The 15402-nt window shown below is 76.2% G+C and carries 17 protein-coding genes, 1 tRNA gene and 2 pseudogenes; 13 read left to right on the forward strand and 7 right to left on the reverse strand.

Features of this window, described 5'->3' with window-relative positions; translation table 11 throughout:
* Positions 1 to 111 precede the first annotated feature (111 nt).
* The 3 genes from GOBS_RS26685 (at position 112) to GOBS_RS23600 (ending at position 3788) form a co-directional block, all read left to right on the forward strand.
* Positions 112 to 2871: an ATP-binding protein gene (locus GOBS_RS26685; RefSeq protein WP_012950773.1), complete on the forward strand. Its 2760-nt coding sequence runs from the start codon at positions 112 to 114 to the stop codon at positions 2869 to 2871.
* Positions 2862 to 2932 (forward strand) — tRNA-Gly (locus GOBS_RS23595). Before GOBS_RS26685 ends, GOBS_RS23595 begins: the two co-directional genes overlap by 10 nt.
* A gap of 208 nt (positions 2933 to 3140) precedes the next feature.
* Positions 3141 to 3788, forward strand: coding sequence for a hypothetical protein (locus tag GOBS_RS23600; RefSeq protein ID WP_012950774.1), 648 nt, complete (start codon positions 3141 to 3143; stop codon positions 3786 to 3788).
* Between the two features lie 76 nt (positions 3789 to 3864).
* Here the strand turns inward: GOBS_RS23600 and GOBS_RS23605 are convergent, their stop codons facing one another.
* Entirely contained in the window at positions 3865 to 4101 is a 237-nt protein-coding gene (locus GOBS_RS23605) for a hypothetical protein (RefSeq protein ID WP_012950775.1), read from the reverse strand.
* Between the two features lie 131 nt (positions 4102 to 4232).
* Here GOBS_RS23605 and GOBS_RS23610 point away from each other — a divergent pair, with 131 nt between their 5' ends.
* The 3 genes from GOBS_RS23610 to GOBS_RS23620 all read left to right on the forward strand — a co-directional run bounded on the left by GOBS_RS23610 (position 4233) and on the right by GOBS_RS23620 (position 7407).
* The gene (locus GOBS_RS23610; RefSeq protein WP_012950776.1) at positions 4233 to 5096 is read left to right on the forward strand and encodes a putative protein N(5)-glutamine methyltransferase; all 864 of its coding nucleotides are present in this window, start codon (positions 4233 to 4235) and stop codon (positions 5094 to 5096) included.
* 62 nt (positions 5097 to 5158) lie between these two features.
* Complete coding sequence (locus GOBS_RS23615; RefSeq protein WP_081448973.1) at positions 5159 to 5695, forward strand: universal stress protein; 537 nt, start codon at positions 5159 to 5161, stop codon at positions 5693 to 5695.
* Between the two features lie 80 nt (positions 5696 to 5775).
* A complete protein-coding gene (locus GOBS_RS23620) occupies positions 5776 to 7407 on the forward strand; it encodes a sensor histidine kinase (protein WP_012950778.1) in 1632 nt (543 codons plus the stop codon).
* Positions 7408 to 7515: 108 nt separating this feature from the next.
* Here GOBS_RS23620 and GOBS_RS23625 read toward each other — a convergent pair whose 3' ends face one another.
* From GOBS_RS23625 to GOBS_RS23640, 4 genes are all read right to left on the reverse strand, one after another.
* Positions 7516 to 8145 (reverse strand): response regulator, encoded by a 630-nt coding sequence (locus tag GOBS_RS23625; protein ID WP_279432627.1) that lies wholly within the window; start codon positions 8143 to 8145, stop codon positions 7516 to 7518.
* A gap of 103 nt (positions 8146 to 8248) precedes the next feature.
* A complete protein-coding gene (locus GOBS_RS23630; protein ID WP_012950780.1) occupies positions 8249 to 9283 on the reverse strand; it encodes a type III polyketide synthase in 1035 nt (344 codons plus the stop codon).
* Positions 9284 to 9356: 73 nt separating this feature from the next.
* Positions 9357 to 10058: a methyltransferase domain-containing protein gene (locus GOBS_RS23635; protein ID WP_012950781.1), complete on the reverse strand. Its 702-nt coding sequence runs from the start codon at positions 10056 to 10058 to the stop codon at positions 9357 to 9359.
* Positions 10059 to 10065: 7 nt separating this feature from the next.
* Positions 10066 to 10413: a DUF3140 domain-containing protein gene (locus GOBS_RS23640; RefSeq protein ID WP_012950782.1), complete on the reverse strand. Its 348-nt coding sequence runs from the start codon at positions 10411 to 10413 to the stop codon at positions 10066 to 10068.
* Between the two features lie 81 nt (positions 10414 to 10494).
* Between GOBS_RS23640 and GOBS_RS23645 the strand changes: the two genes are divergently transcribed.
* The 7 genes from GOBS_RS23645 to GOBS_RS23665 all read left to right on the forward strand — a co-directional run bounded on the left by GOBS_RS23645 (position 10495) and on the right by GOBS_RS23665 (position 14437).
* Positions 10495 to 10992: a DUF6328 family protein gene (locus GOBS_RS23645; RefSeq protein ID WP_012950783.1), complete on the forward strand. Its 498-nt coding sequence runs from the start codon at positions 10495 to 10497 to the stop codon at positions 10990 to 10992.
* A gap of 26 nt (positions 10993 to 11018) precedes the next feature.
* Positions 11019 to 11951: a ribokinase gene (locus tag GOBS_RS23650; RefSeq protein WP_012950784.1), complete on the forward strand. Its 933-nt coding sequence runs from the start codon at positions 11019 to 11021 to the stop codon at positions 11949 to 11951.
* 55 nt (positions 11952 to 12006) lie between these two features.
* A complete protein-coding gene (locus tag GOBS_RS27860) occupies positions 12007 to 12153 on the forward strand; it encodes a hypothetical protein (RefSeq protein ID WP_012950785.1) in 147 nt (48 codons plus the stop codon).
* 572 nt (positions 12154 to 12725) lie between these two features.
* Positions 12726 to 13349, forward strand: a complete 624-nt coding sequence (locus tag GOBS_RS23655; RefSeq protein WP_012950787.1) for a TetR/AcrR family transcriptional regulator — start codon at positions 12726 to 12728, stop codon at positions 13347 to 13349.
* 37 nt (positions 13350 to 13386) lie between these two features.
* Complete coding sequence (locus tag GOBS_RS23660; protein WP_012950788.1) at positions 13387 to 13812, forward strand: hypothetical protein; 426 nt, start codon at positions 13387 to 13389, stop codon at positions 13810 to 13812.
* Positions 13813 to 13893: 81 nt separating this feature from the next.
* The gene (locus GOBS_RS27865; RefSeq protein ID WP_012950789.1) at positions 13894 to 14058 is read left to right on the forward strand and encodes a hypothetical protein; all 165 of its coding nucleotides are present in this window, start codon (positions 13894 to 13896) and stop codon (positions 14056 to 14058) included.
* A 37-nt stretch (positions 14059 to 14095) separates the two neighbouring features.
* Positions 14096 to 14437 carry a LapA family protein gene (locus tag GOBS_RS23665; RefSeq protein WP_012950790.1) on the forward strand — a complete coding sequence of 114 codons (342 nt, stop codon included), beginning with the start codon at positions 14096 to 14098 and terminating at the stop codon, positions 14435 to 14437.
* Between the two features lie 4 nt (positions 14438 to 14441).
* Here the strand turns inward: GOBS_RS23665 and GOBS_RS29870 are convergent.
* Both GOBS_RS29870 and GOBS_RS29875 read right to left on the reverse strand, forming a co-directional pair.
* Positions 14442 to 14911: pseudogene (locus GOBS_RS29870) on the reverse strand (EAL domain-containing protein).
* Between the two features lie 32 nt (positions 14912 to 14943).
* A pseudogene (locus GOBS_RS29875) lies at positions 14944 to 15282 on the reverse strand (EAL domain-containing protein); the annotation flags it as partial.
* Between the last annotated feature and the right edge of the window lie 120 nt (positions 15283 to 15402).

The following is a 15402-nucleotide window of genomic DNA, read 5'->3' on the forward strand; positions in this document are numbered from 1 at the left end:
CCGGGGTACCGTTCCGTCCCGGTACCCGGCCATGGCCGGGGTACCGGGACCGACGCGCGTCCGGGGCCGCGTCGGGGGTCCGAGGAGCAGCACGCGGAGGTGGGCCGGCACGTGAGCGCAGGGCCCTCCCCGTCCCCGGCCCCGGGGGACGACGAGCTCTTCCGCGACGGCGGCGGGAACGGCCGGCTGATGGCCGTCTTCGACTGGTCCACCACGCCGGTGGGACCGGTCGGGGGCTGGCCGGCCAGCCTGCGGCACGCGGTGCGCACCGTGCTGGTGTCGCGGTTCCCGATGATCCTGGCCTGGGGCCCCGGCTACACCCAGTTCTACAACGACGCGTACGCGACGCTGATCGGCACCAAGCACCCCGGCGCCATCGGCGACGACCTCCGGGTGACCCTTGCCGAGGGCTGGGCGGCGCTGCAGGAGCCGGTGGAGCACGCCATGGCCGCCCGCGAGGCGTCCTGGATCCCGCAGTTGCTGCTGCTCCTCGAGCGCGCCGGCTACCGCGAGGAGACCTACTTCACCGTCTCCCACGCCCCCGCCTACGGCGACGACGGCCGGGTCGCGGGCATGCACGCGGTGTGCACCGAGGTCACCCGGCAGGTGTTGGCCGAGCGCCGGCAGCGGCTCCTGCACGACGTCGCGACCTCGACCGGTGAGCTGGTCGACGAGACGGCGACGGTGACGGCGATGACCGCCGCGCTGGCCGGCGACCCCCTCGACGCGCCGTTCGCCGCCGTCTACCTCCACACCCCCGGCACCGGGCTGCGCCGCGCGGCCACGGTCGGCTGCGACCCCGGGCTGCTCCCGGAGGTGGCCGCCTCGCCCGGCGAGCTGCTGCCTCCGGCGGTGGCCGCCCTGGGCCTCACCGGCGGGCCGTTCGGCGACCCGGTCACCGAGGCCGCCGTGCTGCCCCTGGGCGTCCCGGACGGCGACGGCGTGGGTGCGCTCGTCGTCGGCCTGAACCCCAACCGGGCGCTGGACGACGAGTACCGCTCCTTCCACGAGCTGCTGGCCGGCCAGTTCACCGCCGCGGTCCGCAACGCGCGCGCCTACGCCGAGGAGCGCGCCCGGGCGGAGGCGCTGGCCGAGCTGGACCAGGCCAAGACGGCGTTCTTCGCCAACGTCAGCCACGAGCTGCGCACGCCGCTCACCCTGCTGCTCGGCCCGATCGCCGACACGCTCGCCGAGAACGGGCCGGTGCTGCCGGGCGACGTCCGCGAGTCGCTCACCCTGGCGCTGCGCAACGGGCAGCGCCTGCAGCGGCTGGTCAACGACCTGCTGGAGTTCGTGAGCATCGAGGCCGGCCGGGCGTCGGCGGTGCGGGTGCAGACCGATGTGGCCGCCTACACCGCCGAGCTGGCCGGGGTGCTGCGGGCCGCGGCCGAGCGCGCCGGCCTGCGGCTCACCGTCGACTGCCCGCCGCTGGGGCGGCCGGCGTACGTCGACCCGCGGATGTGGGAGAAGGTGGTCCTCAACCTGGTCGCCAACGCGGTGAAGTACACCTTCGTCGGCGGCATCGACGTCACCCTGCGGGCCGACGGCGATGACCTGGTGCTGCAGGTGTGCGACACCGGGGTCGGGATCCCCGCCGCCGAGCTGCCGCGCCTGTTCGAGCGGTTCCACCGCGGCGTCGGCACCGCCGCGCGCAGCCGGGAGGGCAGCGGGCTGGGCCTGGCCCTCGTGCGCGAGCTGGTCGCCCTGCACGGCGGCGAGGTGAGCGCCACCAGCGAGCCCGGCGCCGGCAGCACCTTCACGGTCCGGGTCCCCTTCGGGGAACCCGACGCCCCGGCCGGCGCGCCGGCCGTCCCCTCCGCCTCCTCGCGCGGCGGCGTGGTGACCCCGTGGGACGACGTCGCGGACGGCACGGGCCCGCGGACGCCGGCCAGCACCCCCGGCACCAGCGTCCTGGTCGTGGACGACAACGCCGACATGCGCGCCTACCTGACGCGGCTGCTCTCGCCGGTGTGGACCGTCCGGACGGCGACCAACGGCCAGGAGGCACTCGACGCCGTGCGAGCCGCGCGGCCCCACGTCGTCGTGACCGACGTGATGATGCCCGGGCTGGACGGCTTCGACCTGCTGCGCGCCCTGCGGGCCGACCCCGCCCTGCGCGACGTCCCGGTGGTCATGCTCACCGCCCGCGCCGGCCAGGAGGCCGCCGTGGAGGGGTTCGACGCCGGGGTGGACGACTATCTGGCCAAGCCGTTCGAGTCCGCCGAGCTGATCGGACGGCTGCGCGCCGTCGTGGAGCGCGCCGCCGGGCGCGCGACCGGTCCCCGGCCCGCCGACCGCGGCGCGGAGCTCCCGGCCGCCGCGGCCACGGCCGCCGCCGTGGCACTCTCGGTGCCGCCCCGCCCGCGTCCGCCGATGACCCCGTCGGCGGCCGCGCCTGCCGCGGGGGACCCGGCCGCGCAGCCGGGCGCCGGAGCCCCCGCGCAGGTCGCTCTCCGCCGGCGCTGGCGCTTCCCGGCCACCGCGTCATCCGTCCCGGCGCTGCGCCGGCGGCTGTGGGCGGTGTTCGCCGACGCCGGCCTCGACGAGGACCTCGCCTACGACCTCGTGCTGGCGGCGTGCGAGGCGGCCACGAACGCGATCGAGCACGCCCAGGACCCCACCGAGCCGGTCATCGACGTCGGGGCCGAGGTCGCCGGCGACCGGGTGGAGGTCGCCGTCCGCGACTACGGCCGGTGGCGGGAGCGGGTACCGAGCATGGACCGGGGCCGGGGCTCGATGCTGATGAGCGCCGTCGGGGAGATCACGGCGACGCCCAGTCCGGCCGGCACCACCGTCGTCATCCGCGCCGGCGGCCCCCGCTCCCCTCCGACCGGGCGCTCAGGTAGTCTCGGCGGGACCCCGCGGGTGTAGTTCAATGGCAGAACATCAGCTTCCCAAGCTGACAGTGCGAGTTCGATTCTCGTCACCCGCTCTCCGCCTCCGGGCTGCCTGACCGGTCGACCAGCCGGCGTCCCCGCTCATCGGTCGGCACGCGCGGACCGAGGAGCTCCGGCCGCTCCCTACCCCCTCGCGTCGACGTCCGCCCAGGTCGGTCCGTCACCCGATCCGGTCACGACCCGTTTGCCGGGGGGACGACCGGGCACCGCTGCCGGGCCCTGTGTCGTCCACGAGGAGACGTGATGACCGAGCCCGACCGCACCCGCACCGACCTCCACGCCCGGACCGCTCCGGCCGCTCCCACCGGCGCGGCGGCGGAGGGCGCGCACGCCACCCGCGGTGCCGCCCGGGACGCCGTCGACGCCCAGCACGCGCGCTACGGCGGCATCAAGTGGGGCGCCGCGTTCTTCGGCTGGCTGTCGGCCAACGGCCTGGCCGTGCTGCTGCTGGCGATCCTCTCGGCGGCGGGGGTTGCCTTCGGTCTGACCCAGGTGGACACCGCGGACGAGGCGGCCCGGGAGGCCGCCGCCATCGGCCTCACCGGCGGCATCGCCCTGCTGGTGGTGCTGTTCCTGGCCTACCTCGCCGGCGGCTACGTGGCCGGCCGGATGGCCCGCTTCGACGGCGCCCGCCAGGGCCTGGCCGTGTGGGTCATCGGCCTCGTGGTCGTCGTCGCCCTCGCCCTGCTCGGCGTGGTCCTGGGTGCGCAGTACAACGTGCTGTCGCAGCTGAACCTGCCGAGCATCCCGGTCAGCGGCAGCACCGCCACCACGGCCGGGGTCGTCGCCGGGGTCGCCGCTGCGGTCGTCTCCCTGCTCGGCGCGCTCCTCGGCGGCGGGCTCGGCACCCGCTACCACCGCAAGATCGACCGCATCGGTTTCACCGCCTGACGTCACCGCCGGCCGGAGCCCCGGGCGACCGCCTCAGGACGGCCCGCCGGGCTCCGGCGCGTCCGCAGCGGGCCGGCTACGGCCGGTCGACCTGCGGGGCGACCTGCTCGACGACCGGTGGGCCGCCGGCGGCGGACCCGTTGTCCTGCACCGCCTGGCTGCAGCGCGGGACGAGCAGCAGGACCCCCAGCACGATCGCCAGTCCGGCGAGGAAGGTGCCGGCGACGACGGCCCTGCCCCGGCGCCCCCGCGCGCTCGGCCGCTCCCCGCCGGAGCGGTCCTCGCCGGGAGGTCGTGGGTCGGATGTCGGCATGGTCGGCTCCCCTGTCGGCGGTCGCGCACTGCTCACGCACGACGGACCTGCCCCGCAGGCACGGTGCTCATGCACGTCCCGTCCGCCCGTACCCTTCCCGGCAGCCGGAGTCGGAGGGGGGCGAGCGGCCCGTGCGACCGTCCCCGGGCGTTCCGCAGGACCCCGCACCGGTGGTCGCGCGGCTGCGCGCGGCGGGTTGCGTCTTCGCCGAGGAGGAGGCCGCCGAGCTGCTGGCGGCCGCGACCGGCCCCGCGCACCTCGCGTCGCTGCTGGACCGGCGGGTCGCCGGCGAGCCGCTGGAGCTGGTGCTCGGCTGGACGGCGTTCTGCGGCCTGCGTGTCGCGGTGGAGCCCGGCGTCTTCGTGCCCCGTCAGCGGACCGCCCTGCTGGTCGAGCGGGCGGTCGCACTGCTCCGGGACGCCCCCCGGACACCGCTGGTGGTCGACCTGTGCTGCGGGTCCGGCGCGGTCGGCCTGGCGGTGGCCACCGCCCTCGGCCCGGTCGAGCTGCACGCCGCCGACGTCGACCCGGCCGCCGTCCGCTGCGCCCGACGCAACCTCGCAGGGGTCGGCGGCCGGGTGCACCAGGGCGACCTCTACGCCGCCCTGCCGGCGGGGCTGCGGGGGCGGGTCGACCTGCTGGCGGTCAACGCGCCCTACGTACCCAGCGCCGCCCTGGCGCTGATGCCGCCCGAGGCGCGCGACCACGAGCCGCGCACCGCACTGGACGGCGGCCCCGACGGCACCGGCCTGCAGCGCCGGGTCGCGGCCGAGGCGCGGGACTGGCTGGCACCGGGCGGATCGCTGATCGTGGAGACCAGCGTGCGCCAGGCACCGCACACCGCCGCCGCGGTCGAGGGCGCGGGGTTGCGCGCGGTGGTGGTGCGGGACGACGAACGGGACGCGACGGTCGTCGTCGGGAACCGCGTGTCGGGACCATCACTCTGCGCTGTGACACACCCAGTCACCAATCGGAACGGATCAGTAACGCGTTGACCTGCGTGGACGCGGGCCCTTGGTCCCTGCCGCCCCGCAACGGGGGGGTACACGATCGCCGCATGGACGATGCGCACCGGTTCAGCAACGGGCCGGAGGGGGAGCGACCGGATGCACCCACGACAGGAGACACGTCGGCGGACGCCGCGCACGACCGACGCCGGGTGGAGCCGATGCGACTCACCCCGCTGCTGCCGCGGCGCCAGAACCCCTGGCTGCTCGTCGACGTCGACGGCTCGCCCGCCTCGCAGGGCGCCCTGGTGTGGGCGCTGCGGGAGGCCGCCCGCCGGGAGGCCACCGTGGTCGCCGTCTGCGTCCTCGACGACGAGGGCGACGACGGGCTGACCGGCCTGGGCCGACCGGGCCGGCGCACGGGCACCGTCGCCTTGGAACGGCTGGAGGCCCAGGTGCTGCGGGCCATCGCCGAGACCGGCGTCTCCGGCCGGGTCCGCACCGCCGTGCTCGAGCGCCCGGTCTTCGAGGCGCTGAGCAGCGCCGCCCGCGGCGCCGACCTGGTGGTGGTCAGCGGCCAGGGCAAGACCCTGCTGCGCCCCGCCGTCCCCCGGCAGCCGCCCCGCCGCCTGGCCCGCGGCGCCTGACGGAGGCCCACATCGCCGCGACCTCGCCGCTCTCCCCGGAGCACTCCGACCACCGGGCCCTGACCCCGCCCGGCGCCGGGGTGGCCGGTCTGCCCACGGCCGAGGTGACCGTCCCCGGCAGCCGCACCACGGCACACAGCGAGCAGGTCGACGGCACCGTGCACGGGCTCGTGCAGGCAGCCGTCGAGACCACCGCCGCGACCTACGGCGCGCTCGGCATCGTCGACGAGACCGGCACCCGCTTCGAGCGCTTCGTCGTCGTCGGCATGGACGCCGCCGCCCGGGAGAGGATCGGCCGGCTGCCCGTCGGGACCGGCGTCGTCGGCCTGCTGCTGGACCGGGCGGCACCGTTGCGGCTGGCCGACCTCACCGCGCACCCCGAGGCGGTCGGCTTCCCACCCGGCCACCCGCCGATGCGCTCCTTCCTCGGGGTCCCCGTCCGGGTGCGCGGCGCGGTGTTCGGCCACCTGTTCCTGACCGCCGAGCGCGTCGACGCGTTCACCGAGGCCGACGAGGCAACGGCGGTCGCGCTGGCGGGCGCCGGCGGCCTGGCGATCGCCAACGCCGAGCTGGTCGAGCGCGCCGAGCACCGCCGGGCCTGGGCCCAGGCCGGCACCGACATCGCGACCGCGCTGCTGTCCGGCGCCGACCCGGGCACCGTGCTGCGCTCCATCGGCGAGCAGGTCGCCGGCCTCGCCTCCGCCGACGCCGCCGGCGTGCTGGTGCCCAGTCCGGACGACGAGAACGTGCTCACCGTGGGGGTGGCCGTCGGCGCGCCCTACGAGTACGCCGAGGGCGTGCGACTCCCGCTGACCGACACGCAGCTGGGGACGGCGCACCGCACCGGCACGCCGGTGCTCGTCCCCGACGTCAGCGCCGCCGCGGTCGGGGGTCAGCGCGCTCCAGTGCTCGGCGAGCTGACCGAGCGCTTCGGCCCCACGCTGATGATCCCGCTGGGCGGTCGTCCGGCGCTGGGGACCGTCGTCGCCATGCGGCGGCGCGGGCGGGAGCCCTTCGAGCCGGACACCCTGGAACTGGCCTCGGCCTTCGCCGCGCAGGCCTCCGTGGCGCTGGAGCTGGCCCGCAGCCAGCAGCGCGAGCGGCGGCTGCAGGTGCAGGCCGACCGGGACCGGATCGCCCGGGACCTGCACGACCACGTCGTCCAGCGGATCTTCGCCACCGGCCTGGCGCTCGACCGGGTCAGCCGCTCGCTGGAAGAGACCCTCCCCGAGACGGCGGCGGCGCTGGCCGAGCGGGTCGACGAGCTCGACGGCACCATCGCCCGCATCCGCTCCGCGATCTTCGAGCTGCACGAGGCCGACGACGCCTCCCACGACGCCGTCCGCACCCGCATCGTCGACGTCGTCCGCTCCATCACCGGGGGGCAGGGACTGCGGCCGGACGTACGGCTGCGCGGGGACGACGACCTGCCACCGGCGCTGCTGCCCGACGTCGTCGCCGTCGTCCGCGAGCTGGTGACCAACGTGGTGCGGCACGCCTCGGCGACCCGGGTGACGGTCACGGTCACGGTGGACTCCGAGGTGCGCGTCGTCGTCACCGACAACGGTGTCGGCCTGCCCGCGGTCGCCGTGCGCAGCGGGCTGACCAACCTGGCCGACCGCGCGGAGCGACACGGCGGGCGGCTGACGACCTCGACCGGCCCCAAGGGCACGCAGATCCGGTGGTCCGTGCCGATGCCGCGCCGGGACTGAAAAGGACCCCGTCCTCCCCACCCCTCGCACGCTCGGGGCGGGACCCGGAACGGGGCCGGCGGCGAGCCTCTGGACGGGGCCTGGCGCGAGTCCCCGAGTGGCCGGGGGTCAGTCGCCGCGGTCGCGCAGCTCGGTGGCGAGGATCGCGGCCTGCGTGCGCCGCTCGAGCCCCAGCTTGGCCAGCAGGTGGCTGGTGTAGTTCTTCACCGTCTTCTCGGCCAGCCCCATCCGGGCGCCGATCTGGCGGTTGGTCAGGCCCTCGCCGATCAGCCGCAGCACCGTGCGCTCCTGCTCGGTGAGCACGGCCAGCCGGCGGTCCCGCTCGGCGGGTCGGCGGCGCGCCGCCGAGGCCGGGACCCCGGTGTCCCGGTCGAACAACGTCCCGCCCCCGGCGACGGTGTGCACGGCGGACACCAGCGCCGAGCCACGGACCTGCTTGAGGACGTAACCCGAGGCGCCGGCGGCGACCGCGGCGGCGACGGCGTCCTCGTCGGGGAAGCTGGTCAGGACCAGGCAGCGCAGCCCGGGCACCCGTTCGCGCAGCTTGCGGCAGACCTCCGCGCCGTCCCCGTCGGGCAGGCGCATGTCGACGACGGTGACGTCCGGCCGCACCGCGGGCACCCGCGCGAGGGCCTCGGCGACCGACCCGGCCTCGCCCACGACGCTGATGACCGGATCCTCCTCCAGGACCTCGGCGACGCCGCGCCGGACGACCTCGTGGTCGTCGACGAGGAACACGCGCACGGGAGTGTCACTGGACCCCACGGGCTGCCCTCTCCGGAGAGTGACCTAGCTCACGCAGGGTAGCCGACCGGGAAGCGCGGTCACCACCCTGACCGGCTCAGGCCGGGAGCAGCAGCGCCGCGTAGAGCGTGAGCCCCGGGCCGAACGCCATCGCCACGACCGGGCCGTCGGCGTCGGCGAGCTCCTCGAGCACGAGCAGCACCGTCGCCGACGAGCAGTTGCCGTGCTCGGCCAGCACGTGGCGCGAGGCGGCCAGCTGCTCCTCGGCCAGCCCGAGCCGGTCGCGGACGACGTCGAGGATGCGCGGGCCCCCCGGGTGCACGGCCCAGCCGGCGACGTCCTCGATCCGCAGCCCGGCGCCGGTCAGCAGCTCGTCGACGACGTCGCCGACGTGCCGGGAGAGCACGTCGGGCACCCGCGGCGACAGGCCCATGCGGAAGCCGAGGTCGGTGACGTCCCAGGTCATGTGGTCGGCGGTCGAGGGGTCGGTCCGGGCCACCACGCCGGCCAGCCGGCGCCGCTGCCCCCGCCCCGCCCACCTGGGCTCCAGGACGACGGCCGTCGCCGCGTCGGAGAACAGCGCGTGTGCGACCACCTGGTCGAGCTCCCGCACCGGCGGCTGCACGTGCAGGCTGGTCAGCTCGCAGCACAGCAGCACGGCCGGGCGGGACCGGGCCTCCACGTAGTCACCGACCGCGGCGAGGCCGGGGATGGCGGCGTAGCAGCCCATGTGGCCGACCAGCAGCCGCTGCAGCCCCGGCGGCATGCCGAGGTCGCTGGCCAGCCGGATGTCCAGGCCGGGGGTGGCGTACCCGGTGCAGGTGGCGACGGCGAACAGGCCGACGTCCCCCGGCGCGAGGCCGGCGTCGTCGAGGGCGGCGGCCACCGCCTGCTTGCCCAGCGGCAGCGCCTCCTGGACGTAGCGCTGCATCCGCGCGCCGGTGCTCCAGCCGCTGATGTCCTCGTCGAGCGGGTTGGCCACCGCGTGCCGGCGCCGCACCCCGGCGCTGGCGAACACCCGCCGAGCTGCGCGGACGTCGGCGTAGTGGCCGGCGAAGAAGCCCTCCCAGACCGCGTCCTGCTCGATCGTCGTCGGCAGGGCGCGACCGGCGCCGGTCAGGACGGCGCTCATCGGCGCAGCTCACGGGCGCTCATGACCCCGACCCTATGGGCGGCCGATGGGTCGCGCCGCTCCGTCGGCGCCCTCACCGGCGGCTTCCGTAGCCGGCGAACACCACGGCCGTGGATCGGACCGGCTTCATCCGCACCGTGTCCCGCCGGCCCAGCCGCCAGGCCAGCGCCTCGCGGAACGAGGGCCGCAGCCCGACCAGCCGCAGGTCCAGTCCGAGCCGGTCGGCGGCGGCGAGCAGGCGGGCGCGGTCGACGAACAGGGCGGGGTCGTGGATGCCGGGTGGCGGGCCGCCGGGCAGCCGCTCGGCCACGGTCACCATGAGGAAGCGCCCGATCCGGGTGTCGGCCAGCGCGTCGATGACCAGCGTGCCGCCGGGGCGCAGCAGCCGGGCGCACTCGGCGAGCACCCCGACGTCGTCCTCGACGTGCTCGAGGATCTCGCCGGCCACGACGACGTCGGCGCACCCGTCGGCGAGCGGGACGGCGAGCACCGATCCCCGCACGGCCAGGACGCCGTGCTCGCGGGCCACCCGCAGGCCCTGCGCGCCGAGGTCGACGCCCACGTGGCGGTAGCCGAGCCGGGCGGCGTGCGGCGCCATCAGCCCCCCGCCGCAGGCCAGGTCGACCAGCACCGCGTCCGGCCCCGGCGCCGGCGGGATGTGCTCGGCCCGCGAGGCGGCCAGCCAGTGCAGTGCCGCGAACCCGCCGGAGGCCTCCCACCACTGGTCGGCGAGCTGGTCGTACTGGGCGAGGTCGTTGCGGCGCAGGTCGGGCATCCGGGGACTAGTTCTCCTTCAGCGGGTCGTGGCCCCAGTTCATCAGCGAGTAGCGCCACTTGGAGGTCTCGACGTCCTCCTTGGCCGGCTGCTGCGCCAGGTGGCGGGCCACGTAGCCGTGCACCTTGCGCATGTGGGCGTAGTCGTCGTCGGACAGGTCGCCCTTCTTCTTCCGCAGCAGCTCGACGATGCGGCGCCCCTCGGCGTGGCCGGTGGACTCACCGTCGCCGTCCTTCTTCTGCCCCACCGACTGCGACTCGTCGGTGGCCAGCCACTCCTGCAGCTCCGAGGGGCTCATGTTGACCGCGTCGCCGAACTCGCGGCGGATGGTGTCCGGGTCCTCGTCGTGTGCCATGGCTGCTCCCGCGGTGTCTGCCCGTGTCGGGGCGCGTGTCGGGGTGGGTTGGGGTCGGTTCCCCGGCGTTACCGCAGGTGGGTGGCGCGGAAACGGACCGACGCGGCCGGGGCCGCGGTCGCCCGCGGGCAGACGCTCGAGGAGGTGCTCGACCGCAACCTCGCCGAGCTGCTGCAGGAGATGCGCGTGGCGATCACCGGCGTGCAGATCCTGTTCGTCTTCCTGCTCACCCTGCCGTTCAGCGCCCGCTTCGAGGAGCTCGGCACCTTCGGGACGACGGTCGACGCGGTCACCCTGCTCAGCACCGCGAGCGCGACGCTGGTGCTCATCGCGCCGGTCTCCTTCCACCGCACCCTGTTCCGGCAGCGGCGCAAGCAGCAGCTGGTCGCCTTCGCCGACGCCGCGCTGGTCGTCGGGCTGGCGCTGCTGCTCCTGGGCATCGCGGCGGCGGTCCTGCTGGTGCTCGACGTCGTCCTCGGCCGGTGGCCGGCGGTCGCCTGCTGCGCCTTCGTGGTGGTGCTCGGCGCAGTGGCCTGGTACCTGCTGCCGCTGCGCCAGCGCCGGCCGTCCGACGGCTGAGGACCGGTTCTGGTAGAGCTGCCCGGGTGAGCGTCACCGTCGTCGGCAGCCTCAACGAGGACGTGCTGGTCCGCGTGCACCGCCTGCCCGGCCGCGGCGAGACCGTCGTCGGCCGCGGGACCGTGCTGGCGCCCGGAGGCAAGGGCGCGAACCAGGCGGCGGCCGCCGGGCGGCTCGGCGGCGGGGTGGCGATGGTCGGCCGGGTCGGCGACGACCCGGCCGCCGACCGCCAGCTGGCGGCGCTGACCGCTGCAGGGGTCGACGTCACGGCCGTGGCGCGGACGCCGGGAGTGCTCACCGGCAGTGCGACCATCCCGGTCGAGGAGGGGAGCGGTGAGAACCTGATCGTCGTCGTCCCCGGCGCCAACGCCGAGCTGCGACCGGGGGACGTCGACGTCGCGGCGGTGCGCGACGCGCGGGTGGTGCTGCTGCAGCTGGAGGTGCCGCTGGAGACCGTGCAGGCGGCGACCGCGGTGGCCGCGGGCACCGTCGTCCTCACCCCGGCGCCGCCGCAGCCGCTGGCGGCGGACCTGCTCGCGCGGGTCGACGTCCTGGTGCCCAACGAGCATGAGCTGGTGCAGCTGGCCGAGGCGGCCCCCGGGGACCGGACACCCGGCGAGCTGGCGGCGCTGGCGCGCACCCTGACGGGCGGCACGGTCGTGGTCACCCTCGGCGGGCGCGGCGCGCTGCTGGTGCCGGACGACGGCCCGGCGCTGCTGCAGCCTCCGCTCCCGGTGCGGGCCGTCGACACCACCGGTGCCGGCGACGCCTTCTGCGGGGCGCTCGCGGTCGCCCTCGCCGCCGGCACGGCACCGGCCGAGGCGGTGGCGACGGCGGTCACGGCGGCCGCGATGTCGACGACCCGACCCGGCGCCCGGGACGCGCTGCCCGACGCCGCAGCGGTCGCCGCGGCGCGGTCCGGGCTGCCGCCCGCCGTCCCGGTGGACCAGGGCGGTTGACCCGGCTGCCCGCCGGGCACAGGCTCGGCCAGCCGACGAACGAGGAGGCAGTCCCGTGAGCGAACCCGACCAGCCCGCACACACCACCGAACCCGCCGAGGGCGGGGACCCGCCCGGCGAGCAGGCCGGTGGCCAGACGCCGCACCCGGAGCAGCCCGCCGAGGGCGGCGACGTGCCCGGGGACGGCGCCGACACCCCCTGACCCGAGCGCGGAGCGCGGGCCGGGCGGCGTGTCCGGTCCGCGCGCGGTCGGGCCCGACGGCACCCGGGAGTGACGCATCTCTCCGTGATGTCGACTCAACTCACCGTTGCGGGTCTGTTTCGTCCCCGGTCGAGCAGGGGAGGCTGGGGCCATGGAGGACACCCAGAACCAGCCCCGAGTAGGTACCGAGACCTCTGAGGAGCGCCCGGCCGACGAGTCGCAGGCCCGGCAGGCCTCGACCGCGCCCCTGGCCCGCCTGCTGGCCAATCCGCGCCGGACTCGCAGGGCCTGAAAGAGGACCCCGTCCTCCCCACCCCTCGCACGCTCGGGGCGGTGCCCTGGACGGGGCCACCCCTGCCCAACCGCTCGCGGGTCCGCGGTAGGGCCCTGCAAGGGGGGCCTGCAGGGGCCGGGACGGGGCCACCCCGGGGCCACGGACGGTCACACCCGCCCCACCGATCCCCCGGGCCCCGGTCAGCCCGGGAGTACCTCGTCACTCACTGCAACCACCTGTCGGCCCTCCCCGGCGTGCCGCGAACCGCTCCGTCACGCACTCGGGCAGCATCCCCGGCGTGACCGCAGCCGCCATCCCCCTCGCCGCCGACGACGCCTCGGCCCCCGTCCGCCGGAGCCGGGCCGAGCGGCAGGCCATCGTGCTGGACACCGCCGAGCGGCTCTTCGCGACCCGCAGCTCGCGCAGCGTCGGGATGGACGAGCTGGTCCGCGAGACCGGGCTGGGCAAGATGACCGTCTACCGGCTCTTCAAGAGCAAGGACGACCTGGTCGGCGCCTACCTCGCCCGCAAGGCGGCCACCGTGCTGGCCCGCATCGACGCCGAGCTCGCCCGCCTCGAGGGCGACCCCCGGGCCGCGCTGCTGTCGGTCGTCGACACCGTCGAGGCCGACGTCACCCGGGCCGGCTTCCGCGGCTGCCCGTTCACCAACGTCAGCAGCGAGTACGACGACCCGCAGCACCCCGCGCGCAGCGCCGCCGCCGACTACAAGTTCGAGCTGCACGCCCGGCTGGAGCGCCTCGCCGAGCAGGTCGCCCCGGGCGCCGGTGAGGACCTCGCCGCGCAGGTCCACCTGATCATCGACGGGATGTACCTCTCCGGCGGGCTGCTGGGCCCCGACGGCCCCGCCTCCCACGGCCGCGAGCTGGCCGAGCGGCTCGTCGACATCGCCGGCACCCGCTGAGCCTGCGGCGCCGTACCGGGCACCCCAGGATGAGTCGGTGAGCACCGACCGCAGCCGGCCCGACCTCGACGACACCACCGTGGAGGGCCTCGGCAAGCTCTCCGAGGCCCTCGAGACGATCGAGCAGGCGCGCGGCCAGCTCTACGGCTTCCACCAGCACTCCGGCAAGGCCGATCTGCTGCTCCAGGACGCCGTCGAGCTGCTGCGGAAGGCCGGCCACACCCAGCTCGCCGACGACCTCGACCGCGACCTCGTCGGCCGCAACGTCATCGCCGACCGCTGGACCTTCCAGATCGTCGAGGACTACGACGCCACCTACTGGTCGGTCTTCCGCGCCCTCGACGAGCGCGCCCGCACCGAGCTGGCCGACGGCGACCGGCACGTCTACGAGGCGCGGATGAAGCAGCGCGAGCGCACGAAGGGCCACCCCCACCACGAGGCGGGCCCGGTCCTGGAGGAGTAGGGGCAGGCGTGGCCCGGCGGGCCGACCGGGCAGCACGTCCCCGGAGTCGCCGTCCGGAGGGCGCCGACGCACACTCGGGCCATGACCATGCCGGAGCCCGACGAGCCGCGCGACGTCCAACCCCTCGGTGGCGAGGTCGCCCCGCCCGGCGACCCCGAGTCCCAGGGCGGGACCCCCGGCCCGGCCGACGGGATCGCGGGCCCGAGCTACCCGCCCGCCGAGACGGAGCCCGACGCGCACCGCTGACCGTGCGCGGAGCAGCGGCGGGCACCAGACTCGCACCGTGACCACCCCCGGCTCCGACCCCCTGCGCACCTCGACCGGCACACCCGGGACGACCACGGGTCCGGCCACCGCCGGCCCGGCCACCACCGGCGGGACGGCGAGGCCCGAGCGTCACCCCGTCCGCAACGCCGGCCGGACGCTCGCCCTGGCGCTGCTGCTGTTCGTCACCGTGCTGCTGGTGCTGTTCGTCGTCTACAACACCCAGACCGTCGAGATCAGCCTGGTCTTCGCCGACGTGCAGGCCCCGCTGGTGCTGGCCCTGGTCATCGCCGCGGCGCTCGGCGGCCTGCTGGTCGGGCTGGCCGGCCTCGTGCTGCGGGCCCGCCGCCGCAGCAGCTGAGCGGTCACCGCCCGGCCCCGGCGTAGGCCGGGCGAGGGAGGACGGCGGCCGGCCCCAGGTGGGCGGGGACCGACGCGGCCGGCATGGGACGGGCGATGAGGAAGCCCTGCGAGGCGTCGCAGCCGATGACGGCCAGCGCCGCCAGCTGCTCGGCGGTCTCCACGCCCTCGGCGACCACCGTCAGGCCCATCGTGTGCGAGAGCTCGACGATGGCGCGGACGACGGCGTCGGCCTCCGGGTCGGCGGAGAGGTCCTCCAGGAACGACCGGTCGATCTTGAGCACGTCGACGGGAGCCGCCGCAGGTAGTTCAGCGACGAGTACCCGGTGCCGAAGTCGTCGACCGCCAGCCGCACGCCGAGCGCGGGCAGCCGACGGGCCACCTCCACCGAGGCCAGGTCGAGGAACGCGTTCTCGGTGAGCTCCAGCCGGATCCGGTCGGGGTCGGTGCCGGTGCCGCGCAGGACGCGGGCCACGTCGTCGGGGAAGCCTCCAGGTGCAGCTGCTGGGCGTCGATGTCCACCGACACCCAGGGGCGCGACCGGCCGAGGGTGTCCCAGACGGCGAGGTCGCGGCAGGCCAGCTCGAGCACCCGCCGGCCGAGCGGCACGAACAGCCCCGTCTCCAGCGCCACCTCGATGAAGGCCCCGGGGGCGAGGACGCCGCGGGTCGGGTGCTCCCAGCGCACCAGCGCCTCGAGGCCCAGCACCTCGCCGGTCGTCGTGCTGACCACCGGCTGGTAGTACGGCACAGCTCGTCGCGCTCGAGCGCCCGGCGCAGCTCCTGCTCGGTCTGCAGGCGGGCGTCGGCGCGCGGCGCAGCTCCTCGTCGAACAGCTTGTGTCCACGTCACCCTCCCGAGGGGGAGCCCTGCGGCGGCACGACCGTCGCCGGGTCGCGGTGCTTGCTCCCGGTTACCGGCCGGTAATACGGTTTGTTACCGGCGGGTACGGACCCGTCGACGGGCA

This window comes from Geodermatophilus obscurus DSM 43160 (genome assembly GCF_000025345.1).
GTDB lineage: Bacteria > Actinomycetota > Actinomycetes > Mycobacteriales > Geodermatophilaceae > Geodermatophilus > Geodermatophilus obscurus.